Here is a 21,387-nt window from a genome sequence, read left to right on the forward strand (position 1 = left end):
CGGGGGTAGGCCCTCTCTACGGGACCGCACCGGGCGGGAGGACCCGACCAGCCTGCCGGCCGCGGCCCCTGGGGCCCGCACGGCCCGTCGTCAGCCCGCGACCTCCTCGAAGGCCAGCCGCAGGCGGTGCACGCCCTCCGCCACCTGGGCGGAGCTCTCGGCGGATGCGTAGCTCAGCCGCAGGCGCGGGGCAGGCGGCTCGGCGGCGTGGTACGGGCGGCCCGGGGTCACCTGGACCCCGGCCCGCAGGGCGGCCTCGGTGAGGGCGCCGTCGTCGACGCCGTCCGGGAGCCGCAGCCACAGGTGGTAGCCCCCGGGCCGGTAGCCGCCGAGCAGGCCCGGCAGCTCGCGGTGCAGGGCGGTGACGGCGGCAGTGCGGCGGTCGCGCAGCTCGCCGGCGAGGGTGCGCAGATGACGGGCCCAGCCGGGGTCGGCGACCAGCTCCAGCGTCGCCTCCTGCAGCGGCCGGGGCACGAAGAAGGTGTCCACCACCTGGGTCGCGCGCAGCCGGGCGAGCGCCGGCCCGCGCGCGGTGAGCGCGCCGACCCGCAGGTTGGGCGAGGCGGCCTTGGTCAGCGAGCGCAGGTGCACCACCACCCCGTCGCGGTCCTCGGCGGCGAGCGGGCGCGGCAGCGCGGGGGCGTCCGCGTGGACCAGCAGCCGGGCGAAGTCGTCCTCGACCACGAACGCGCCCGCCGCCCGGGCGATCCGCAGCACCTCGCCCCGGCGCTCGGGGGAGAGCACCGCGCCGGTCGGGTTCTGGAACAGCGGCTGGCAGACGAAGACCCGCGCCCGGGTGGCCGCGAAGGCGTCCGCCAGCAGGTCGGTGCGCACCCCGTCGGCGTCGACCGGCACCGGGACGGGCCGCAGTCCGGCCGCCCGGACGACCGCCAGGATCCCCGAGTACGTCGGCGACTCCACCAGGACCGGCGCACCGGGCGCGGCGAGCGAGCGCATCGCCACGGTGAGGCCGCCCTGCCCGCCGGAGGTGATCAGCACGTCCCCGGTGGCGATCGGCCCGCCGTGGCCGCCGATGTCGCGGGCGAACCAGCCGCGCAGCTCGGTGAGGCCGTCGGTGGGCGGGCGCTCCCAGGCGCCCGGCCGCCGCCCGGCCCGGCCGAGGGCGGCGGCGAGCAGGCGCTCGGGCAGCAGCGAGGCGTGCGGGTAGCCGCTGTTGAGGTCGACGACGTCGGGCGGCGGCACGCGCAGGGTGGCGAACACCGGGGCGGCCAGCAGATCGCGCGGGCCGGTGTCGGTGCTGAGCGCGATCTCCTGCCAGGAGAGGTCGCCGGGACGGGCGGCGCCGGGCGTCCCGGTGCCCGGACCGCCCGCGAAGGCCGCCGTCCGGAACACCCCGGCGCCCGGGCGGGAGACCACCAGGCCCTCGGCGGCCAGCACGGCGATGGCGCGCGACACCGTTCCCGGGCTGACCTGGTGGCGCTCCATCAACGCCCGACTCGACGGCAGCTTCCGCCCCTCCGGGTAGCGCTCGACCTCGCGGCGCAGGCTGTCGGCGAGTTCGGCCACACTGCTACGCTCGTTCATGAGAGCACAAGATAGCGCTACCCCCTCTCCGGCGATAGCGGTACGACCCGCCACGGCGCCCGTCGCCTCGAGGGGCCCGGGCACCGCACTGGCCGCCCTGGGCGTCCTCTCCTTCTCCTTCAGCTTCCCCGCCACCGCCTGGGCGCTGACCGGCTTCGGCCCCTGGACGGCCACCGGGCTGCGCGGCGTGCTGGCCGGCCTGCTCGCCGCACTCTGCCTCGCCGCCGCCCGCGTCCCGCTGCCCGAGCGCCGCCACTGGCCCGGACTGCTGGTGGTCGCGGCCGGCTGTGTGCTCGGCTTCCCGCTGCTCACCACGCTCGCCCTGCGCACCTCCACGACCGCGCACTCGGCCGTCGTCATCGGTCTGCTGCCGCTGGCCACCGCCGCCGTCGCGGCCGTGCGCTCCCGCCGGGACGGCCGCCGTCCGTCCCGGCTGTTCTGGGGCGCGGCGCTGGCCGGGGCGGTCGCGGTGCTCGGGTTCACGCTGCTGCGGAGCCACGGGCGGCCCGGCCTCGCCGACCTCCACCTGTTCGCGGCGCTGCTGGTCTGCGCGGCCGGGTACGCGGAGGGCGGGCGGATCTCCCGGGAGCTGCCCGGTTGGCAGGTGATCGGCTGGGCGGTGGTCGCCGCGCTGCCGGTCACCGCGCTGACCGCGGCGGTGGCGCTGGCGTCCGAGCCGCTGCCGTCCGGCGGCCCCGGGGCGAAGGCGGTGGCCGGGCTGCTGTACACCGCCGCGGTCTCGCAGTTCGGCGGCATGGTGGTCTGGTACCGGGGGATGGCGCTGATCGGGGTCCCGCGGGCGAGTCAGCTCCAGCTGGCCCAGCCGCTGGTCACGCTCGTCTGGTCGGTGCTGCTGCTCGGCGAGGAGCTGCCGGCCGCCGCCCCGGTGACGGCGGTGGTGGTGCTGCTCTGCATCGCGCTCACCCAGCGGGACCGGGCCTGACGCTCCGGTCCGGTACGCGGCGCCGTCCGGTCCCGTACGCGGTACGGGGCCGGACGGCGGCAGCGGGGATCAGTGACCGGCCTCCGCGGGCCGGTAGACGCAGAGGGCCCAGATGATGAACACGTCCAGCGCGATCACCACGATCGACCAGCCCGGGTAGTACGGCATCGACAGGAACGCGTCGATGGCGCTCACCGCGGTGAGGACGATACCGGCGTACCGCGCCCAGGCGGCGCCCTTGAGGAGGAAGGCGCCGACCACCGCGACCAGCGCGCCGACGACGATGTGGATCCAGCCCCAGCCGGTGAGGTCGAAGCGGAAGACGTAGCGGTTGGTGGTCAGGAAGACCTCGTCCTCGTGAACCGCCATGATGCCCCGCAGCACCTCCATGATGCCGTTGATGAGCATCAGGACACCCGCGAACACCACGAAGCCGGGCGCCCACGCGCGGAAGTGGTGGTGCGAGGGCGGCGGTGGCGGCCGGCCGGTGCCGTGCTGCCAGGGCGGGGGCTGGTCCACCCGGGGCTGGTCCGCCCCGGGCTGTTCCGGGGGCGGCTGGCCGGGCGGCGGGGACGACGTGCTGCTCATGGGTTTCCTCCAGGACCGGACGCCGGGGCCGGACAGGCGCTCCCGGACAGGTGTGCGGAGAGACGTGCGGACTTCGACCGTCCGATCCCGGCCGGGGCCGGGCAACCGGGCCGCGCCTGTTCGGGTGACCGCCCGCTGTTCGGGTGAGCCGCCGCGCGCGCCCCCGCGTGCCCCCGTCCGCCACGCCCGGCCGGCCGGTACAGGTGGTCCGACCCCTGCCCCGGACCCGGAAGGCGCAGCACGTGACCCTCCTGCCGCAGGACACCGTGGAGCAGCCGCCCCCGCACCCGTCGCGCACGACCCGGTCGCAACGCCGCCGCGCCGCCCGCCGCCGACGGGGCGGGGCCCTGGTCGGCTGGCTCACCACCACCGACCACAAGCGGATCGGCACCCTCTACATCACCACCTCCTTCCTGTTCTTCCTGTTCGGAGGGCTGATGGCGATGCTGATGCGGATCGAGCTGGCCCGCCCCGGGCTGCAACTGCTCTCCAACGAGCAGTTCAACCAGCTCTTCACCATGCACGGCACGATCATGCTGCTGATGTTCGCGACCCCGCTGTTCGCCGGCTTCGCCAACTGGATCATGCCGCTGCAGCTCGGCGCCCCCGACGTCGCCTTCCCCCGGCTGAACGCGCTCGCCTACTGGCTGTACCTGTTCGGCTCGCTGATCGTCGTCTTCGGCTTCCTCACCCCGGACGGCGCGGCCGACTTCGGCTGGTTCGCCTACGCGCCGCTGAACGGCCCGGACCGCTCCCCGGGCCTCGGCGCCGACCTGTGGATCACGGGCCTGGCCCTCTCCGGCTTCGGCACCATCATGGGCTCGGTCAACTTCGTCACCACGATCGTCTGCTTCCGGGCTCCCGGGCTGACGCTCTTCCGGATGCCGATCTTCGTCTGGAACATCCTGCTGACCGCCGTCCTGGTGCTCTTCGCCTTCCCGGTCCTGGCGGCCGCGCTGCTCTGCCTGGAGTCGGACCGCCGCTTCGGCTCGCACGTCTTCGACGCGGCCAACGGCGGGGCGCTGCTCTGGCAGCACCTGTTCTGGTTCTTCGGGCACCCGGAGGTCTACATCATCGCGCTGCCGTTCTTCGGCATCATCACCGAGATCATCCCGGTGTTCAGCCGCAAGCCGATCTTCGGCTACACCGGCCTGATCGGCGCGACCATCGGCATCACCGGCCTGTCGATCACCGTCTGGGCGCACCACATGTTCGTCACGGGGCAGGTGCTGCTGCCGTTCTTCTCGATCATGACGATGATGATCGCGGTGCCCACCGGGGTGAAGTTCTTCAACTGGATCGGCACCATGTGGCGGGGCTCGCTCAGCTTCGAGACACCGATGCTGTGGGCCGTCGGCTTCCTGGTCACCTTCCTGTTCGGCGGCCTCACCGGGGTGCTGCTCGCCGCGCCGCCGATCGACTTCCACGTCTCCGACTCGTACTTCGTCGTCGCGCACTTCCACTACGTGGTGTTCGGGACGGTGGTCTTCGCGATGTTCGCCGGCTTCCACTTCTGGTGGCCCAAGTTCACCGGCCGGATGCTCGACGAGCGGCTCGGCCGGATCCACTTCTGGACCCTCTTCGTCGGCTTCCACACCACCTTCCTCGTCCAGCACTGGCTCGGCGCCGAGGGCATGCCCCGCCGCTACGCCGACTACCTCGCCTCGGACGGCTTCACCACGCTCAACACCGTCTCCAGCATCGGCTCGTTCCTGCTCGGGATCTCCACCCTGCCGTTCCTCTACAACGTCTGGCACACCGCCCGGTACGGGCAGCGGGTCACCGTCGACGACCCGTGGGGCTACGGCCGCTCCCTGGAGTGGGCGACCTCCTGCCCGCCGCCCCGGCACAACTTCGTCACGCTGCCCAGGGTCCGGTCCGAGTCGCCCGCCTTCGACCTCCACCACCCCGAGATCACCGAGATCGACCGGCGGCAGAACGCCCGCGAACCACACGTCTGATTCCGGGTCCTTTACCTTCTCGTTAGGATGACCGGCATGGCAGAGGACACCGCAGAGGACACCGCCGAGGAGGCGGGGGACACCAACAGCCCGGTGGCCGGAGACCCGCGGGCCCGGCGGCGCGGCCAGGGCGAACTGGAGGCGCAGGTGCTGGCCGTGCTCCAGCGGGCGCCCGTCCCCGTCACCGCGGGCTGGGTCCAGGAACGCCTCGACGGCGACCTCGCCTACACCACCGTGATGACCATCCTCTCCCGGCTGCACGCCAAGGACGCCGTCACCCGCACCCGCTCCGGCCGCTCCTACCTCTGGCAGGCCTCCTCGGACGCGGCCGGCCTCGCCGCGCTGCGGATGCGCCGCGTCCTCGACGGCGAGCCCGACCGGGACGCCGTGCTCGCCAGCTTCGTGACCGCGCTCCTCCCGCACGACGAGGAACTGCTGCGCACCCTGCTCGACGGCGCCTGCGCCCCGGCCGCCGACCGCGAAGGCTGACCTCCTCACCGTGGGCGTCTTCGTCTTCCTTCCCCTCTTCCTGCCGCTGACGGCGCTGCCCATCGCCCGCCTCACCGAGCAGCACCTCCACCCGCGCGGCGCCGCCCGGCTGCTCACCGCGATCAGCATCGTCATGGCGCTGTGCAGCGCGGTCTGCCTGGCGCTGATCGGCGTCGTCGGCACCGCGCAGATCCCCGGCAACCCGCTGCCCGACAGCTGGTCCGACCCCGAGGTCCGGGCCGCCCTGCCGTACCACGAGACCGTCGGCACGGCGGCGCTGCTCGCCCTCGGCGCCGTCCTGCTCGCGGTCGGCCGCACCCTCGTCCGCCACCTGCGGATCCGCGCCCGCGCCCGGCGCGCCCTCGGCCGCGCGCTGCCCGGCTCGTCCGACGTCGCCCTGCTGCCCGACCCGGCCCCGTACGCCTACGCGCTCCCCGGCTCGCCGCGCTCGCCCGGCCGGGTCGTCGTCTCCACCGGCATGCTGGCCGGCCTCGCCGAGGACGAGCGCGCCGCCCTGCTCGCCCACGAACGCGCCCACCTCACCCACCGGCACCACCGCCACCTGCTGGCCACCCAGCTCGCGGGCTGCGTCAACCCGTTCCTGCGCCCGCTGGAGCGCGCCGTCGCCTACAGCGCGGAGCGCTGGGCGGACGAGGAGTCCGCGCAGGCCGTCGGCGACCGGCGGGTCACCGCCCGCGCCGTCGCCCGCGCCGCCCTCGCCTCCCACCGCCCGCCCGCCGCCTACGCGGCCTTCCCCGCCTTCGCGGCCCCGGGCCCCGTCCCCCGCCGCGTCGCCGCCCTCCTCGGCCCCGTCCCCACCACCCGCAACTGGCCCCCCGCCCTCACCCCCGCCGGCCTCGCCGCCCTCGTCGCCGCCCTCGGCACCGCCGCCTCCGCCCTCTCCGCCCTCAACGCCGCCGTGGCCCTCCTCCTCGTCCTCAAGGCCGTCACCCCGCTCTGACTCCCGCTGCTTCCTCCGTTCAGCGGAAGGCCCTCCTCCGTAAGGATGGGAGGCACCCCGAGCGGTCCCTGAACCCGGTCACCCAGGGGCGTAGACACGTGGACCGGCGGGAATCCGCTGGTCGTAGGGGTGAACCGTCGTACGTGAGAAGGTGCCAGGCATGAAGGTGATCGGGTTCGTACTGAATGTGCTCTGGCTGGTCTTCTGCGGGTTCTGGATGGCGATCGGCTATGTGGTTGCCGGCATCATCTGCTGCGTTCTGATCATCACCATTCCCTTCGGCATCGCGTCCTTCCGGCTGGCGGGGTTCGTGATCTGGCCGTTCGGGCGGACGGCCGTCGAGCGGCCGGACGCCGGGGCGCCGTCGTGCATCGGCAACGTGATCTGGCTGATCTTCGCGGGGTGGTGGCTGGCGCTGATGCACCTGATCACCAGTATTCCGCTGTTCCTGTCGATCATCGGGATCCCGTTCGGGTGGGCGAACCTCAAGCTCATCCCGGTGTCGCTGACGCCGCTGGGGCGGGAGATCGTGCCGACGGACGAGCCGTGGGGCGGGCGGTAGGGGGAAGTGGAGAAGGGCCGACGGGCGTTCCCGTCGGCCCTTCGGCGTGCTCAGGCGGTGGCGAGGGCGGCCAGGGTGGTGCGGGCGGTGGCGAGGGAGGTGGTGGCGAGGTCGCGGTAGGGGGTGAGGGCGGGGATGTCGGCGGCGCGGGTGAGTTCGGCGTGGATGAAGCGGAGGCCGGCGTCCGGGATGCCGAGGTGTTCGGTGAACCAGGCGCGCAGGTACGGGGTCTGGAAGTCGAAGGGCTCGCGCGGGGTGCCGGGGCCGTAGCCGCCGCCGCGGGCGGTGACGACGATGACGCGGGTGGCGGTGAGGCGGCCGGTGTGGGCGCCGGGGAAGGTGATGCGGTCGATCCAGGCCTTGAGGGCGGCGGGGACCGTGAAGTTGTACATCGGGACGCCGAGGAGCAGCGTGTCGGCCGAGTGGAGTTCGGTGATCAGGGGGTGGGTGAGGGACCACTCGTGGTGCTCGGAAGGGGTCGTGGCGAGGGAAGGGACGTCGGCGAGCGGGACCGGGGCGGCCTGGCGTTCGACGCGCACGCCGAGGGAGGCGTAGCCGGCGCCGATCAGGGGCACCGGGTCGGCGGCGAGGTCGCGGTAGCGGTAGTGGGCGTCCGGGTGGCGGGCCTGCCAGGCGTGGGCGAAGCGGGCGGTCAGGCGGCGGCTGACGGACTGGTCGGTCGGGCCGGCGCTGGAGTCCAGGTGGAGCAGGGTGGGCATGAGGGGTCTCCCGGTCACCTTCGAGGGGTGGGCGTCGTCAATCCCGTGACGCGGGTGCGGACGGAAAGGTGACCGATGGACGGGCGCGAGGAGTTGGCGGTGCGGTTCGAGGCCGAGCGGGGGCGGCTGGGGGCGGTGGCGCGGCGGATGCTGGGTTCGACGGCGGAGGCGGAGGACGCCGTGCAGGAGGCCTGGTTGCGGCTGGAGCGGGTGGACGCGGCGGAGGTCGAGAACCTGCCGGGGTGGCTGACCACCGTCGTGTCGCGGATCTGCCTGGACGTGCTGCGGGCGCGGCGGACCGAGCCGGTGCTGGTCGAGGGGGGCGAGGGGATCGAGGGGGCGGTGGACGGGCCCGAGGCGGAGGCCGAGCTGGTCGAGGAGGTGGGCCGGGCGATGCTGGTCGTACTGGACCGGCTGGGCCCGGCCGAGCGGGTCGCGTTCGTGCTGCACGACGGCTTCGCGGTGCCGTTCGAGGAGATCGGGCCGATCGTCGGGCGGAACACGGTGGCCGCCAAGAAGCTGGCGAGCCGGGCCAGGCAGCGGGTCAGGGGCGCCGGGGAGGAGCGGGGGACGGGGGACCGGGTGGTGGTGGAGGCGTTCCTGGCCGCCGCGCGCGGGGGTGACCTGGACGCCCTGCTCGCCGTGCTCGCGCCGGACGTGGTGCGCCGGGCCGACCCGGCCGCGCTGCCCGCCGGTCGCGCCGTCGTGCTGCGCGGCGCCGAGGCGGTGGCCGGGGAGACCCGGGTGATCGGGCGGCGGGCGCGGTTCGGGGTGCCGGTGCTGGTGGACGGCGCGGTCGGGGCGGCGATCGCCCCGGACGGGCGGCTGCGGCTGCTGCTGCGGTTCACCGTCGCGGACGGCCGGGTGGCCGCCTTCGAGGTGGTCGCGGACCCGGCCCGGCTGGCCGCCGCGGAGGTCGGGCTCGCGGACGAGGTCCGCTAGCGCGGTTCGTCGGCGAGCTGGACGATCATCTTGCCGGTGTTGGCGCCGCGGAGCATGCCGAGGAAGGCGTCGACGACGTTCTCGAAGCCCCGGACGACCGTCTCGTCCGAGGTGACGGCGCCGGAGCGCAGGTGCGGGACGAGGAAGTCGTACAGCTCGGGGCGGGCGTCGAGGTGGTTGCGGACCAGGAAGCCCTCCAGCCGCAGGCTCTTGCCGACCACGTCGAACAGGTTGCGCGGCGCGGGCGGCGGCGACTGCAGGTGGTTGTACTGGGCGACCGCGCCGCACCAGGCGATCCGGCCGTGGTCGCGCAGCGCGCCGATGGCGGCCTCCAGGTGGTCGCCGCCGACGTTGTCGAGGTAGACGTGCAGGCCGTCCGGGGCGGCCTCGCGCAGGCGGTCGGCGAGCGGGGCGTCGTGGTGGTCGAAGGCGGCGTCGAAGCCGAGGTGCTCGGTGAGGCGGGCGACCTTGGCGGCGGACCCGGTGCTGCCGACGATCCGGCCGGCGCCGAGCAGGCGGGCGATCCGGCCGGCCGCGGTGCCGACGCCGCCTGCGGCTGCCGAGATGAAGATCGTCTCGTCGGCCCGCAGCCGGGCGATCCGGGTCAGGCCGACCCAGGCGGAGAGCCCGGTGCCGCCGAGGATGCCGAGGTGGGCGCTGAGCGGCACGCCCGCGAAGTCCGGCAGGACGGTGGCCTCGTCCGGGGTGACCACGGAGAGGGTGCGCCAGGCCCGGCGGTGGTGGACCAGGGTGCCGACGGGCAGGGCGGGCGTCCGGGACTCCACGATCCGGCCCAGGGTGCGGCCCTCCAGCGGGGCGTGCAGCTGCCAGCTGCCGGACTCGTCCATCTCCTCGCGCATGTACGGGTCGACGGACTGGTGGATGTTCTCGACCAGTGCCTCACCGGCGGCCAGGGGCGGGACGGTCTCGTCGAGGAAGGCGAAGTTGTCGGCGGTGGGCTCGCCGGTGGGGCGGGAGACGAGGTGGACGACGCGGGCGGTGGGGCGGGACACGGGGACTCCAGACGGTGTCGGCGGGCGGTGGTGATCACCGTAGGGAGCCCGGCCCGGCCCGGGCAGGGGGCCGCGTCGATGGGTGGGGACGTTCCATGAAGAGGATCGATGGATCCGGTAGCGTCACCCGTATGACCGATCTCGCCCCGCACGAGCTGCGGGTTCTGGTCGCCGTGGCGGAGGAGCAGGGGTTCACGGCCGCCGCCGCACGCCTGGACAGCAGCCAGTCCGCCGTCTCGCACGCCGTGCGCGCCTGCGAACGGAAGCTCGGCGCGGTGCTGTTCGAGCGCGGGCGCCACGGCGCGCGCCCCACCGAGGCGGGCGAGCGGGCCGTCGCGTACGCCCGGCGGGTCCTGCGGCTGCTCGCGGCGATGGGCCCGGAGGTCCGGGCGGCCGGGGCGGGGGACGCGGCCGGGGAGGTGACCGGCGTGCTGCGGATCGCCGCGTTCCGCAGCGTCGCCGCCCATCTGCTGCCGCCCGTCCTCGCCCGGCTGACCGCCCGCCACCCGGGGCTCACGCCGCAGGTGCGGATCGTCCGCGAGCTCGGCCGGGGCACCGCCGGTGAGGTCGCCGACGGCCGGGCCGACCTGGGCCTCGCCACCCTCGACCCGGCCGCGCCGCCGCCCGTCCCCGGTCTGGTCGCGGCCCGGCTGTTCGAGGAGACGTACGCGCTCGCGCACCCGGCCGGCCATCCGGCGCCGCGCGGGCTGCCGCTGGTCGACTGGGACGAGAACTGCGGCTCGTACACCCGCGACTGGTGGGACCGGCAGGACTGGATCCCGCCGTCGACCATCGACGTCGAGGACGACACGGTGGCCGTCTCCCTGGTGTCCCAGGGCCTGGGGATGGCGATCATGCCCCGGACGGCGCTGCTCGGCGCGCCCGCCGGGCTGGCGGTCACCGACCTCGGGCCGAGGCCGCCGAGCCGGTACGTCGGGTACGTGACGACGCCGGAGCTGGCGGGGACGGCCGCCGTCCGGGCGCTGATCCGCGAGCTGCGGGAGCTGCGCGGACAGGTGCTGCCGGAGGGCCTGGCGGCGGTCTGACGCGGGAGGCGGCGGAGGCCTCAGCGCGCGGCGGCGGTGACCGGCCGGGAGCGCAGCGCCCAGGCGGCGGCCGGGGCGGCGCACCCGGCGGCGAGCAGCAGCGCGCCGCCGGCCACCACGGCGACCGGGCGCCACGGGAGGACGAGCGGCGCGGGCACGTGGAGCACCGCCAGGGCGGCGTACAGCGAGCCGAGCTGGACGGCCGTGACCGCGCAGCCGAGCACCGCGCCGACCGCCGTCACCAGCACCGATTCGGCCGTCACCAGGCGCACCACCTGGGCGCGGGTCGCTCCGGCCAGGCGGAGCAGGGCGAGTTCGCGGCGGCGGTCGGCGGTGGCCGTGAGCAGGGTGTTGGCGAGCGCGATGCCGGTGTAGACGAGGGCCAGGCCGAGCACCAGGGCGATCCGCAGCCAGGCCGTCCCGGCGGCTGCCCCGGCGGTGAGCCACTCCTCCCGGGTCAGCACGGTGGCGCCGTACGGCCGGGCGGTGGCGCGCACGTCGGCGACCCGGGCGGTCACCCGGGCGTCGCCGGTGGCGGCTTCGGCGTCGCCGGCGGCGGCGGAGAGCCGGACCTCGATGCGGTCGACGCGGGCGCCCGGGGCGTTGGCGGCGGTCACGTACAGGCCGTTGTCGCCGAGCCCGTCGCGCAGCACGGCGGCCACCCGCAGGGTCGTCCGGCTGCCGTCGGCGCGCACCACCGGGACCCGCTCGCCGACATGTGTGCGCCCCCATCCGGCGGGCAGCACCAGCGAGCCGTCGTCGAGCGCGGCCGTCGAGCCGGCCAGCAGCGGCAGCCGGGCGAGGGCCGCCAGACCCGCCGGGTCGGAGGCCATCCGGGCCTCGGAGCGGACGGTCACCCCGTCCGGCTCGACGAGGCCGAGCGCGGTCGGCGCGGTGGCGGAGAGCGCGGCCACGCCCCGGACGGCGCGCAGCGCGCCGAGCAGCGCGTCCCCGGATCCGGGCGCCGGTACGACGACCAGGTCGGCGGCGGTGCGGGCCCGCGTCTCGGCGGCGCGGGCGGCGGCCACCGTGTCCAGCGCGCCCGCCAGCGAACCGGTCAGCGCGACCGAGACCAGCACCGGTGCGGCGACCGCGCCCGTCCGGCGGACCGCCGCGGCGGCGCCGGCGGGCACCAGACGGCCCGCGTAGCCGGTGAGCCGCAGGGGCACGACGCGGCCCAGGAGGCGGACCAGCGGTGGGGCGAGCAGCGGCGAGAGCAGGCCGACCGCCGAGATCAGCCACATCGGCTGGGTGGTGTACGTCTTGCGGTGCAGCAGGTCGACCGGGTCGGTGACGAGCGCGGTGCCGGCCAGGACGGCGGCGGTGAGCAGCAGCCCGAGCCCGGTGAGCAGGCGGCCCGCGGTCAGCACGCCGGTGTCGAGGTCGGCTGCGCGCAGGGCGTCCAGCGGTCCGACCCGCCCGGCCCGGCGGGCGGCGACGGCGACACCGGCGAGGGCGACCAGCAGACCGGTGCCGAACGCGGCGGGCAGCGGCCAGCCGGCCGGGGCGAGGGCGAAACCGGGCGGGGCCATCCCGACGTCGGACAGCCACCCGACGAACGCGGGCGCGCCGGTCCGGCCGAGCAGACAGCCCGCGGCGGAGGCGCTCGCGCCGAGCAGCAGCGCCTCGGCGAGTACGGAACGGCGGACCTGCGCGCGGGTGGCGCCGACGAGGCGGAGCAGGCCGAGTTCGCGATGGCGCCGGGCGACGGCGTAGGAGTAGGTGGAGGCGACGACGAACGCCGAGACGAACGCGCTCACCCCGCCCGCCGTGCCGAGCGCGGCGACCAGCGAGACCAGTTCCTCCCCGCCGGGGGCGCCCGCGGCGGAGGCGAGACCGAGCAGCATGACGGCGGTCATCGCGACGCCGAGCGCGAGCGCGACGAAGGCGCCGAGCAGCGAGACCTGGCGGGCCTTCAGTGACGTGAGCGTGATCCGCAGCATTCCCATGGCGTCCAGCGAACCGCCGGGGGGAGGGCCGGCGCAGCAGGCCGGGGGCCACTTCGGGAGGTAGGGCCGGCCCTACCGACGGGCCGCCGCCGCGACCCTAGGCTGGCCGGGACGGGGGAGGGACGCGATGGACGACGGCGGCTGGTGGGGCCCGGTGCTGCGGCCGGGGTTCCTGCGCTCGGGAGCCCCGTGGCGGGCGGCCGGGTACCTGCTGGTGACGGGGCTGACCGGGCTGCTGCTCTGTGCCGGGCTGCTGCTGTCGGTGGCGGCCGGCGGGGCGCTCGCGCTGCTGCTGGTCGGGCTGCCGCTGCCGGCCGCGCTCGCCCTGGTCGGGCTGCCGGTCGCGGCCTGGGAGCGGCGGCTGGTCCGCTTCCTGGACGGCGGACGGGTGCCGGACCCGCACCGCGTCCCCGACCGCCCCGGCCTCGCCGCCTGGCTGCGGCTGCGCTACCGCGAGCGGGTGACCTGGCGGGAGCTGGGCTTCACCGCGCTCGCCGCGTTCGTGCTCTGGCCGGTCGACCTGGCCGTGGCCGGCTGCGCGCTGGCCGTCCCCGGGCACCTGCTGGCCGCCCTCCCGCTGCTCCTGCTGGACGGCGAGCAGGTCAACGTCCTCAAGCTCTGGGAGGTCCACTCGCCGTGGACGGCGGCCCTGTGCGGGCTGGCCGGCCTCGTCCTGCTGCCGCTGTCCGGCTACCCGCCGGCGCTGGTGGCGGCGGCCCGGGCGGGACTGGTCCGGCTGCTGCTCGGGCCGGACCGGCAGGAGCGGAGGATCGGTGAACTCGTGCGCTCCCGGGCCCGGTTGGTGGACGCCTTCGAGGCGGAGCGGCGCCGGATCGAGCGCGATCTGCACGACGGCGCCCAACAGCGCCTGGTGGCCCTGCGGATGACGCTCGGCCTGGCCCGGCTGGACGCGCCGCTGGCCGGGCCGCTGGCCGCCCGGCTCGCCGACGCGCACCGCGAGGCTGGCGAAGTGCTGGCCGGACTGCGGGAGTTGATCAACGGCATCCACCCTCAGGTGCTCACCGACCGCGGTCTGCCGGAGGCCTGCGCGGACGCCGCCGACCGCTCGCCGGTCCCGGTCTCCACCCGTTTCGCGCTGCCCGCCCGGCTCCCGGCACCGGTCGAGTCGGCCGGCTACTTCGCCGTCACCGAGGCCCTCGCCAACATCGCCAAGCACAGCGGCGCGAGCGCGGCGAGCGTCGAAGGCCGCTACGCGGACGGGCGGTTGACGATCGAGGTGGCCGACGACGGCCGCGGCGGCGCCGACCCGGGGCGCGGCACCGGGCTGACCGGGCTGGCCGACCGGGTCGCGGTCGTGGACGGCACACTGACGGTCAGCAGTCCGCCCGGCGGACCGACCCTGGTGCGGGTGGAGATCCCCTGCGCCCCGGCTGACGGAGGAGCCCCCCGATGAACCCGTGGACCGCCCCGGTGGGCCCGTCGACCGCCCCGACGGACCCACCGATCGCCCCGACGGACCCACCGGCCGCCCCGACGGACCCACCGGCCGCCCCGGCGAACCTGAGGATCGTGCTCGCCGAGGACGGCGTGCTGCTCCGCGAGGGGCTGGTCGGCCTGCTGGCCCGATTCGGGCACCGCGTGGTGGCCGCCGTCGGTGACGCCGGGGCACTGCGGGCGGCGGCCGAGGAGCACGAGCCGGACCTCGTCGTCACCGACGTCCGGATGCCGCCGGGCCAGAGCGACGAGGGGCTGCGCACGGCCGTCGCCCTGCGCGAGCGGCGCCCGGGCCTGCCGGTCCTGGTGCTCAGCCAGTACGTGCAGCGCTCGTACGCGGCGGAGCTGCTGGACTCCGGGGACGGCTCCGGCGTCGGCTACCTGCTGAAGGACCGGATCGGCCAGATCGAGGAGTTCACGGCGGCGGTCGCCGAGGTGGCGGCCGGCGGGACGGTGGTCGACCCGGAGGTGGTCCGCCAGCTGCTGCGCCGCCGCCGGGACCCGCTGGAGCGGCTGACCCCGCGCGAGCGCGAGGTGCTGGCGCTGATGGCCGAGGGCCGGTCGAACGCGGCGATCTGCCGGGAGCTGGTGGTGTCGGAGGCGGCGGTGGGCAAGCACATCGGCAACATCCTGATGAAGCTGGACCTGCCCCCGGCCGAGCCGACGCACCGCCGGGTGCTGGCGGTGCTGGAGTTCCTCCGTTCCTAGCGACCCGGGTCGGACACCGCCGCGCGGAGCCCCGCGAACTCCGCCGCCAGCGCGTCCAGGGTGTAGTGGGCGTTGAGGCCGCTGGGGTTGGGCAGCACCCAGACCTCGGTGTCCCCGACGGTCCGCTCCTGACGCCCGATCGACGCCGTCCGCCGGCCGAAGGCCGTGCGGTAGGCGCCGATGCCGAGCACCGCCAGCACCCGGGGGCGCAGCCGCAGCACCCGTTCGGTGAGGGCGGCGCCGCCCGCGCGCAGCTCGTCGGCGGTCAGCTCGTCGGCCTTGGCCGTGGCGCGCGGGGCGACGTTGGTGATGCCGAGGCCGAGGTCCAGCAGCTGCCGCTGCTCGTCCGGGCGGAACTGGCGGGGCGTGAAGCCGGAGCGGTGCAGGGCGGGCCAGAACCGGTTGCCCGGGCGGGCGAAGTGATGGCCGGTGGCCCCGGACCAGAGCCCGGGGTTGATGCCGCAGAACAGGACGCGCAGACCGGGGGCGGTGACGTCCTCGATCGTGGTGTCGCGGGCGGCGAGCAGCTGCTCGGCGGTCGGCCTGGGTGCCGTGGTCGGCTTCTCGGTCACCGGTCCAGTGTGCCGCCGGACGCCGTCGCCCCCGCGGTCACCCCCGCTTCCGGGGCTGCGGCCGCCGTGGCCTCCGCGACCACCGGGGCGGCCGTCGGCGCGGCCACCGCCGTCCGGCTCTCCGCCAGCGACCTGGTCCGCCGCCGCTCCCGCAGCCACCGCACGCCGTACACCGCCGCCGCCGCGTACGCCCACCCGACGAAGACGTCCACCAGGAAGTGCTCCGCGCCGTACACCAGTGCGAAGGTCATCGCGAGCGGGTACGCGACCAGCAGCACCCGCACCCACCGCGAGGCCGTCGGCCAGAAGAAGAACAGCAGCATCGCCGGGTACGCGGAGTGCAGTGAGGGCATCGCGGCGACGTCGTTGGCGAACTGGCTGCCGTTCTCGAACACCGACGCGGCCCGCGGCAGCCCGCTCTCGGTGAGCACGTCCGAGACGACCCGGGTCAGCTCCGGCAGGTGGCCCTCCTGGGAGGACAGCCACGGCGGCACCGCCGGGTAGAGGATGTACGTCGCGAAGCCGGCGAAGGTCAGCACCAGGTAGCAGGTGAGCAGGTGCCGGAACCGGTCGTGCCGGCGGCGCCACAGCACCGCGAGGATCATGAAGACCGCGAAGAAGTGCGACATGTAGACGGTGACCGCCGCGTAGTCCCACCACTGCGGCGAGCCGGGCGTGTAGAGACCGTGTTGGAGCCGTACGGTCAGCGTCTCGCCGAAGCCGATGATCTCGTCGGCGCGCTGCTGCGGCCACAGGTACGGGCCCCAGGGGGTGTGCGCGCCGTAGCCGCGCAGCAGTGAGTACGTCCAGACGACGGCCATCACCGGCACCCAGTCGCGCAGTACCAGCAGGAAGCCGCGCAGGCCGTGCCCGCTGTGCACGCCGGCGGCCACCAGGGCGCCCATCAGCCACAGGAAGACCAGGTCATTGGTGTACGGCAGACCGTAGGTGCGCAGGTACCACAGCAGGGCGGCGAGGTAGAGCGGCCACGCCAGCAGCCGGAGCCGGGCCAGGGCGCCGGTGCGCGCGCCGGTCCGGGGGCCGGTCGCCGGACGCAGCCGCCCGGCGCTCGCGGGCGGGGTGGGCGGCGCCGGGCGGAGCATTCTGGTCATGCCGGTCGAAGCTAGCAAGGCATTCTTGGAGAACTCTCGGTGTGGACGGCGGTCCGTTCAGGAAGGGCTCAGAATTGCCCCGGCCGGCGCAGCGAACACGGGCCGGGGGCGGTGCGGGGGTGACTCAGGACACGATGCCCAGCTCGTGCGGGGTGTTGTTGAAGCGCCGTCCGCCCTGCTCGGTGACGGTCACGATGTCCTCGATCCGCACCCCGAAGCGGCCCGGCAGGTAGATGCCCGGCTCGATCGAGAAGCACATGCCCGGTACCAGCGGCCGCTCCTCGCCCTCGACCAGGTACGGCGGCTCGTGCGTGGTGATGCCGATGCCGTGGCCGGTGCGGTGGATGAAGTACTCGCCGTAGCCGGCCTCGGTGATGACCCGTCGGGCGGTCCGGTCGATCTCCTGGCAGCTCACCCCGGGCCGGACGGCCTCGAACGCGGTCTGCTGGGCCTGCCGGACGATGTCGTGCACCTTCTGCACCTCGGCCGGGACGTCGGCGCCGACGTGCACGGTGCGGGTGGTGTCCGAGCCGTAGCCGTCCTTGAGACCGCCGAAGTCGAGCACGACGGTGTCGCCGGTCTCGATGACCCGGTCACCGGCCTCGTGGTGCGGGTTGGCGCCGTTGGGACCGGAGCCGACCACGGTGAAGTCGACCTGGCTGTGGCCGTACTGGATGAGCAGGGCGGCGAGGTCGGCGGCGACGTCGGTCTCCCGGCGGCCGGCGAAGGAGACCTCCAGGATGCCCCGGTAGGCGGCGTCGGCGGCGCCGCCGGCCGCGGCGAGGCGCTCCAGCTCGTCCGGGCCCTTGACCGCGCGCAACATCGGCAGGGTCGCGGTGAGCGAGGTCCAGCCGATGCCCGGCAGGGCGGACTGGAGGCCGAGCAGGTGCATCGCCCAGGCGTTGTCGGAGATGCCGTAGCGGCCGGAGCCGTCGATCAGCGGGACGGCGGCGGCGTACGGGTCCTGGCCGTCGGTCCAGTCGACCAGCCGGACGGCGGGGGCGCCGACGGCCTTCTCGGCGTCGGGGCGTTCCAGGACGGGGACGATCAGCGCGGGCTCGCGTCCGGTGGTGAGGACGAGGGCGGTGAGCCGTTCGGTGATCGCGGTGGGCTGGTAGCCGGTCAGGTGGACGAGGTCGGGGCCGGGGGCGACGACCAGGCCGGACAGGCCGGCGTCCGTGGCGGCGGCGGTGGCCCGCTCCAGGCGGGCGCGGTAGTCCTCGGTGGTGAACGGTCGGGGCATTTCGGGGTCTCCTGGTGCGGGAAACTCGGCGGTGGCGGTGGCGGTGGCGGTGGCGGTGGCGGTGGCGGTGGCGGTGGCTGGGTGTGCGTCAACGTCATCACGGGCGGTGCGAGTTGGCGTAGTGCCGGAGGAACAGCGCCTCGACGTGGGCCATCTGCTCGATCTCGCCGGGGTCCACGCTCTCGTTGGGCGCGTGGATGAGGCAGCGCGGCTCCTCGACGCCCATCAGGATGATCTCGGACCCGGGGAAGGTCGCGGCGAACACGTTGCAGAGCGGGATCGAGCCGCCCTGGCCGAGGAAGGACAGCGGCCGGCCGTAGACCTCCCGCGCGGCCTGGTCGAGCGCCGCGTAGGCCGGCCCGCCGGTGGCCGCGCGGAACGGCGAGCCGACGCTCTCCGGCGTCACCTCGATGCGCACGCCCCACGGCGCGGCGGCCTTCAGGTGGGCGGTGAGCGCGGCTTGGGCGGTGCGCGCGTCGGTGCCGGGCGGGACGCGCAGCGAGACCCGGGCCCGGGCGGTGGCCGGGACGGCGGCGGCGGAGCCGATCACCGGCGGGCAGTCGATGCCGAGCACGGTGACGGCGGGCCGGGCCCAGAGCCGGTCGGCGACGGTGCCGGAGCCGGTCAGCCGGACGCCGTCCAGGACGCCCGCGTCGGTGCGGAACTGCTGCTCGTCGTAGCCGACGCCGCTCCAGGTGCCGTCGTTGTCCAGGCCGTCGATCCGGGTGCCGCCGTCGGCGTCGCGCAGCGCGTCGAGGATCCGGATCAGCGCGGCCAGCGCGTCTGGTGCGGGGCCGCCGAACATGCCGGAGTGCATGTCGCCCTTGAGTGCGGAGACGGTGACCACGACGTTGGTGACGCCGCGCAGCGAGGTGGTGGCGGTGGGGACGCCGACCGCCGCGTTGCCGGTGTCGCAGACCAGCAGCGCGTCCGCGTGCAGCTCGCCGGCGTGCGGCGGCACATAGGCCTCCAGACCGCCGGTGCCCTGCTCCTCCGAGCCCTCGACGACCAGCTTGAGGCCGACCGGCAGGTCCTCGCCGAGCGCCCGCAGCGCGGTGAGGTGCATGACGATGTTGCCCTTGCAGTCGGCGGCGCCGCGCCCGTACCAGCGGCCGTCGCGCTCGGTGAGCTCGAACGGCGGGGAGGTCCAGGCGGCGTCGTCGAGCGGGGGCTGGACGTCGTAGTGGGCGTAGAGCAGCACGGTCGGCGCGCCGGGCGGGGGCGGGCGGTGGCCGACCACGGCGTGGCTGCCGTCCGGGGTCTCCTCCAGGTGGACGTCGCGCAGTCCGGCGTCGGTGAAGGCGGCGGCGACCCACTCGGCGGCCCGGCGGCACTCCTCCGGCGGGTACTGGCGGGGGTCGGCGACGGAGGGGATGGCGACCAGCTCGGCCAGGTCGGCCCTGGCGCGCGGCATCAGGGCGGCGATCCGGCGGGCGAGTTCGTCGGTCATGGTGACGGCTCCTCTGGAGGGCGGTGGGCCGGGCTGCGACGGGGCGGGCGCGACGGGCGGGCCGGGCGGCGTCAGGGCGGGGCGGGCCGGGGCGGCGTCAGTTGCGGACGGTGTCCTCGAGCTTGAGCTGGTCGATCTTGTCCTTGACGGCGGCGAGCTTCTCCGGGCAGTACACGGAGAGCACGATCGTCTCCGCGAGGATCACCTCGCGGTCGGAGAGCACCGGGCGCTGGCCGGGTCCGTCCGCCCCGGTGGACATGCCGTACTTCCACTGCGCCTGCTGCAGCGCGCCGGCCGGGTCGGCGCAGACGGCGCCGCCGTCCTCGCCCAGGGTGTGCACGATCTGGCTGTGGGACGGTACCGGGTAGCCGGCGGCGGTCAGCGCCTCGGAGAGCTGACTGGCCTTGCGGTTGGCCTCGTTGGTGTCGTGCAGCTGGGCGTAGGTGAGCAGGCCGGTGACCAGCATGCCGACCAGCAGGACGATCGCGCCGAGGTAGATCCAGCGGTGCCGGGAGGCCATCAGGCTGCGGGTCATGCCGCACCGCCCTCGGCCGGGCCCTCGGTGCGGTGCAGCTCGGCGGCCTCCTGCGCGGCGAGCTCGGCCTGTGCGTCGGGCGAGCGCCACTCCGGCTTGCGCAGCCGCAGGAACAGGTACGGGATCAGCAGTCCCAGGATCACCAGACCGCCGCCGACGATCGCCACGTACGACCAGGCCGAGCCGCTGCCGAACTGCGAGGAGGGCACGAACCCGATCGCCATCGCCGCCGCCGAGGCCACCAGACCGGTCACCGAGATCGGCACCAGCGCGGGCGCCCGGTAGCCGCGCGGGTGGTCGGGCCGGGTGCGGCGCAACCGGATCGCGGCGGCGAACATCAGCAGGTAGACGATCAGGTACACCTGCGTGGTGATCACCGAGAAGATCCAGTAGGCGCTGGAGACGTTGGGGATCAGGGCGTAGGCGAGGGCGATGACCGTGGTGATCACGCCCTGGGTGACCAGCAGGTTCTGTTGCACGCCCTCCTTGTTGAGGTGCTGCAGGAACGGCGGGAGGTAGCCCTCCTGGCGGGAGATCATCAGCAGGCCCTTGGACGGCCCGGCGAGCCAGGTGAGCATGCCGCCGAGCGAGGCGGAGACCAGTGCCACCGCGATCACCGGGGTGAGCCAGCCGATGTGGAAGTACTGGAAGAAGGCGTCGAAGGCCTGCATCACGCCGGCCGTCAGGCTCAGCTCGCTGGACGGCACCACCCAGCTGATCGCCAGCGCGGGCAGGATGAAGATCGCGAGCACCATCCCGGAGGCGGTGAACATCGAGCGGGGGAACTCCCGGGCCGGGTCGCGCAGCGAGGAGACGTGCACCGCGTTCATCTCCATGCCGGAGTAGCTGAGGAAGTTGTTGACGATCAGCACCAGGCTGGCCAGGCCGGCCCACTCGGGGAACAGGTGCGCGGCGTTCATCGGGGCGGCGGAGCTGTTGCCCTGGCCGAGGAAGACGAAGCCGAGCACGACCAGCAGCGTGCCGGGGATCAGCGTGCCGATGACCAGGCCCGCCGAGGAGAGCCCGGCCACCGCCTTGGTGCCCCGGGAGGAGACCCAGACGCCGGTCCAGTAGAGCACCATGATCACCAGCGCGGTGTACGGGCCGTTGTTCGCCAGGGAGGGGTTGACCACGTAGGCGATGGTGGAGGCCACGTAGGCGAGCAGGGACGGGTAGTAGAAGATCGTCATCGCGAACTGGCACCAGACGGCCAGGAAGCCCAGCGGCTTCGACAGGCCCTCGGACACCCAGCGGTAGACGCCGCCCTCCCAGCCGGACGCCAGCTCCGCGGAGACCAGCGCGGTCGGCAGCAGGAAGACGACGGCCGGAAGCAGGTAGAGGAAGACGCAGGCGAGGCCGTAGACCGCCATGGTCGGGGCGGAGCGGAGGCTGGCCACCGAGGCGGTGGTCATGAAGGCGAGCGTCAGCCAGGACATCCGGGGGGCGTTCGCCAACCGGGTGGCCGCCGCGCCGGTGTGTTCCCGGGCGGCCGCCTCCGGCCCTCCGCTCGCGTCTCCGCCTCCGCCGCCTGGGCCTGGGCCTGGGCCTGGGCCTGGGCCTGAGCCGCCAGGACTTCCCTGGCCGGACGACGGTA

General features: G+C 75.0%; 20 protein-coding genes. 9 read left to right on the forward strand and 11 right to left on the reverse strand.

The window, feature by feature from the left end:
- Nucleotides 1-90: 90 nt before the first annotated feature.
- Complete coding sequence (locus ABZW10_RS01565; RefSeq protein ID WP_355358147.1) at nt 91-1,545, reverse strand: PLP-dependent aminotransferase family protein; 1,455 nt, start codon at nt 1,543-1,545, stop codon at nt 91-93.
- Between ABZW10_RS01565 and ABZW10_RS01570 the strand changes: the two genes are divergently transcribed.
- Nucleotides 1,544-2,488: a DMT family transporter gene (locus tag ABZW10_RS01570; protein WP_355358149.1), complete on the forward strand. Its 945-nt coding sequence runs from the start codon at nt 1,544-1,546 to the stop codon at nt 2,486-2,488. The genes ABZW10_RS01565 and ABZW10_RS01570 overlap by 2 nt on opposite strands.
- Nucleotides 2,489-2,557: 69 nt before the next feature.
- On the opposite strand, the gene ABZW10_RS01575 is transcribed toward ABZW10_RS01570, so the two are convergent.
- Nucleotides 2,558-3,076, reverse strand: coding sequence for a hypothetical protein (locus tag ABZW10_RS01575; protein ID WP_355358151.1), 519 nt, complete (start codon nt 3,074-3,076; stop codon nt 2,558-2,560).
- A 266-nt stretch (nt 3,077-3,342) separates the two neighbouring features.
- Here ABZW10_RS01575 and ctaD point away from each other — a divergent pair, with 266 nt between their 5' ends.
- The 4 genes from ctaD to ABZW10_RS01595 all read left to right on the forward strand — a co-directional run bounded on the left by ctaD (nt 3,343) and on the right by ABZW10_RS01595 (nt 7,049).
- Entirely contained in the window at nt 3,343-5,037 is a 1,695-nt protein-coding gene (ctaD, locus tag ABZW10_RS01580) for a cytochrome c oxidase subunit I (RefSeq protein WP_355358902.1), read from the forward strand.
- A 36-nt stretch (nt 5,038-5,073) separates the two neighbouring features.
- A complete protein-coding gene (locus ABZW10_RS01585; protein ID WP_355358154.1) occupies nt 5,074-5,526 on the forward strand; it encodes a BlaI/MecI/CopY family transcriptional regulator in 453 nt (150 codons plus the stop codon).
- 10 nt (nt 5,527-5,536) lie between these two features.
- The gene (locus tag ABZW10_RS01590; protein WP_355358157.1) at nt 5,537-6,487 is read left to right on the forward strand and encodes a M48 family metalloprotease; all 951 of its coding nucleotides are present in this window, start codon (nt 5,537-5,539) and stop codon (nt 6,485-6,487) included.
- 160 nt (nt 6,488-6,647) lie between these two features.
- Complete coding sequence (locus tag ABZW10_RS01595; protein WP_355358160.1) at nt 6,648-7,049, forward strand: YccF domain-containing protein; 402 nt, start codon at nt 6,648-6,650, stop codon at nt 7,047-7,049.
- A 50-nt stretch (nt 7,050-7,099) separates the two neighbouring features.
- Here ABZW10_RS01595 and ABZW10_RS01600 read toward each other — a convergent pair whose 3' ends face one another.
- Nucleotides 7,100-7,768 (reverse strand): NAD(P)H-dependent oxidoreductase, encoded by a 669-nt coding sequence (locus tag ABZW10_RS01600; RefSeq protein WP_355358163.1) that lies wholly within the window; start codon nt 7,766-7,768, stop codon nt 7,100-7,102.
- A gap of 75 nt (nt 7,769-7,843) precedes the next feature.
- On the opposite strand from ABZW10_RS01600, the gene ABZW10_RS01605 reads away from it, so the two are divergent.
- Nucleotides 7,844-8,710 carry a sigma-70 family RNA polymerase sigma factor gene (locus ABZW10_RS01605; protein ID WP_355358166.1) on the forward strand — a complete coding sequence of 289 codons (867 nt, stop codon included), beginning with the start codon at nt 7,844-7,846 and terminating at the stop codon, nt 8,708-8,710.
- On the opposite strand, the gene ABZW10_RS01610 is transcribed toward ABZW10_RS01605, so the two are convergent.
- Nucleotides 8,707-9,723, reverse strand: a complete 1,017-nt coding sequence (locus tag ABZW10_RS01610) for an NADP-dependent oxidoreductase (RefSeq protein WP_355358169.1) — start codon at nt 9,721-9,723, stop codon at nt 8,707-8,709. The two genes, ABZW10_RS01605 and ABZW10_RS01610, sit on opposite strands and share 4 nt — an antisense overlap.
- 131 nt (nt 9,724-9,854) lie before the next feature.
- On the opposite strand from ABZW10_RS01610, the gene ABZW10_RS01615 reads away from it, so the two are divergent.
- Nucleotides 9,855-10,769, forward strand: a complete 915-nt coding sequence (locus tag ABZW10_RS01615; RefSeq protein ID WP_355358172.1) for a LysR family transcriptional regulator — start codon at nt 9,855-9,857, stop codon at nt 10,767-10,769.
- Nucleotides 10,770-10,789: 20 nt separating this feature from the next.
- On the opposite strand, the gene ABZW10_RS01620 is transcribed toward ABZW10_RS01615, so the two are convergent.
- On the reverse strand, nt 10,790-12,718 hold the full coding sequence (locus ABZW10_RS01620) for an ABC transporter permease (RefSeq protein ID WP_355358175.1): 1,929 nt from the start codon (nt 12,716-12,718) through the stop codon (nt 10,790-10,792).
- Between the two features lie 127 nt (nt 12,719-12,845).
- Between ABZW10_RS01620 and ABZW10_RS01625 the strand changes: the two genes are divergently transcribed.
- Together ABZW10_RS01625 and ABZW10_RS01630 are read left to right on the forward strand one after the other, a co-directional pair.
- Nucleotides 12,846-14,132 (forward strand): sensor domain-containing protein, encoded by a 1,287-nt coding sequence (locus tag ABZW10_RS01625; RefSeq protein WP_355358177.1) that lies wholly within the window; start codon nt 12,846-12,848, stop codon nt 14,130-14,132.
- Between the two features lie 116 nt (nt 14,133-14,248).
- Nucleotides 14,249-14,881, forward strand: a complete 633-nt coding sequence (locus ABZW10_RS01630; protein WP_355358905.1) for a response regulator transcription factor — start codon at nt 14,249-14,251, stop codon at nt 14,879-14,881.
- On the opposite strand, the gene mug is transcribed toward ABZW10_RS01630, so the two are convergent.
- The 6 genes from mug to ABZW10_RS01660 all read right to left on the reverse strand — a co-directional run bounded on the left by mug (nt 14,878) and on the right by ABZW10_RS01660 (nt 21,229).
- Entirely contained in the window at nt 14,878-15,453 is a 576-nt protein-coding gene (gene mug, locus ABZW10_RS01635; RefSeq protein ID WP_355358180.1) for a G/U mismatch-specific DNA glycosylase, read from the reverse strand. The two genes, ABZW10_RS01630 and mug, sit on opposite strands and share 4 nt — an antisense overlap.
- Nucleotides 15,450-16,565 carry a phosphatase PAP2 family protein gene (locus tag ABZW10_RS01640; RefSeq protein WP_355358183.1) on the reverse strand — a complete coding sequence of 372 codons (1,116 nt, stop codon included), beginning with the start codon at nt 16,563-16,565 and terminating at the stop codon, nt 15,450-15,452. The genes mug and ABZW10_RS01640 overlap by 4 nt, the downstream gene beginning before the upstream one ends.
- A 124-nt stretch (nt 16,566-16,689) precedes the next feature.
- Entirely contained in the window at nt 16,690-17,808 is a 1,119-nt protein-coding gene (locus ABZW10_RS01645; protein WP_355358186.1) for a Xaa-Pro peptidase family protein, read from the reverse strand.
- Between the two features lie 97 nt (nt 17,809-17,905).
- Nucleotides 17,906-19,258, reverse strand: coding sequence for a dipeptidase (locus tag ABZW10_RS01650; protein ID WP_355358189.1), 1,353 nt, complete (start codon nt 19,256-19,258; stop codon nt 17,906-17,908).
- Between the two features lie 97 nt (nt 19,259-19,355).
- The gene (locus tag ABZW10_RS01655) at nt 19,356-19,793 is read right to left on the reverse strand and encodes a hypothetical protein (RefSeq protein WP_355358192.1); all 438 of its coding nucleotides are present in this window, start codon (nt 19,791-19,793) and stop codon (nt 19,356-19,358) included.
- On the reverse strand, nt 19,790-21,229 hold the full coding sequence (locus tag ABZW10_RS01660) for an APC family permease (RefSeq protein WP_355358195.1): 1,440 nt from the start codon (nt 21,227-21,229) through the stop codon (nt 19,790-19,792). The genes ABZW10_RS01655 and ABZW10_RS01660 overlap by 4 nt, the downstream gene beginning before the upstream one ends.
- Nucleotides 21,230-21,387 lie beyond the last annotated feature (158 nt).

It is taken from the genome of Kitasatospora sp. NPDC004723 (assembly GCF_040609255.1).
In the GTDB taxonomy this organism is placed as follows: Bacteria; Actinomycetota; Actinomycetes; order Streptomycetales; family Streptomycetaceae; genus Kitasatospora.

Bases quoted from the DNA above. Each gene is read 5' to 3' on its own strand.
- ABZW10_RS01645 (WP_355358186.1), bottom strand. From the start codon at position 17,808: ATGCCCCGACCGTTCACCACCGAGGACTACCGCGCCCGCCTGGAGCGG.
- ABZW10_RS01640 (WP_355358183.1), bottom strand. From the start codon at position 16,565: ATGACCAGAATGCTCCGCCCGGCGCCGCCCACCCCGCCCGCGAGCGCC.
- ABZW10_RS01620 (WP_355358175.1), bottom strand. From the start codon at position 12,718: ATGGGAATGCTGCGGATCACGCTCACGTCACTGAAGGCCCGCCAGGTC.
- ABZW10_RS01615 (WP_355358172.1), top strand. From the start codon at position 9,855: ATGACCGATCTCGCCCCGCACGAGCTGCGGGTTCTGGTCGCCGTGGCG.
- ABZW10_RS01570 (WP_355358149.1), top strand. From the start codon at position 1,544: ATGAGAGCACAAGATAGCGCTACCCCCTCTCCGGCGATAGCGGTACGA.
- ABZW10_RS01585 (WP_355358154.1), top strand. From the start codon at position 5,074: ATGGCAGAGGACACCGCAGAGGACACCGCCGAGGAGGCGGGGGACACC.
- ABZW10_RS01600 (WP_355358163.1), bottom strand. From the start codon at position 7,768: ATGCCCACCCTGCTCCACCTGGACTCCAGCGCCGGCCCGACCGACCAG.
- ABZW10_RS01660 (WP_355358195.1), bottom strand. From the start codon at position 21,229: ATGTCCTGGCTGACGCTCGCCTTCATGACCACCGCCTCGGTGGCCAGC.
- ABZW10_RS01605 (WP_355358166.1), top strand. From the start codon at position 7,844: ATGGACGGGCGCGAGGAGTTGGCGGTGCGGTTCGAGGCCGAGCGGGGG.
- ABZW10_RS01565 (WP_355358147.1), bottom strand. From the start codon at position 1,545: ATGAACGAGCGTAGCAGTGTGGCCGAACTCGCCGACAGCCTGCGCCGC.
- ABZW10_RS01650 (WP_355358189.1), bottom strand. From the start codon at position 19,258: ATGACCGACGAACTCGCCCGCCGGATCGCCGCCCTGATGCCGCGCGCC.
- ABZW10_RS01655 (WP_355358192.1), bottom strand. From the start codon at position 19,793: ATGACCCGCAGCCTGATGGCCTCCCGGCACCGCTGGATCTACCTCGGC.
- ABZW10_RS01595 (WP_355358160.1), top strand. From the start codon at position 6,648: ATGAAGGTGATCGGGTTCGTACTGAATGTGCTCTGGCTGGTCTTCTGC.
- ABZW10_RS01575 (WP_355358151.1), bottom strand. From the start codon at position 3,076: ATGAGCAGCACGTCGTCCCCGCCGCCCGGCCAGCCGCCCCCGGAACAG.
- ABZW10_RS01625 (WP_355358177.1), top strand. From the start codon at position 12,846: ATGGACGACGGCGGCTGGTGGGGCCCGGTGCTGCGGCCGGGGTTCCTG.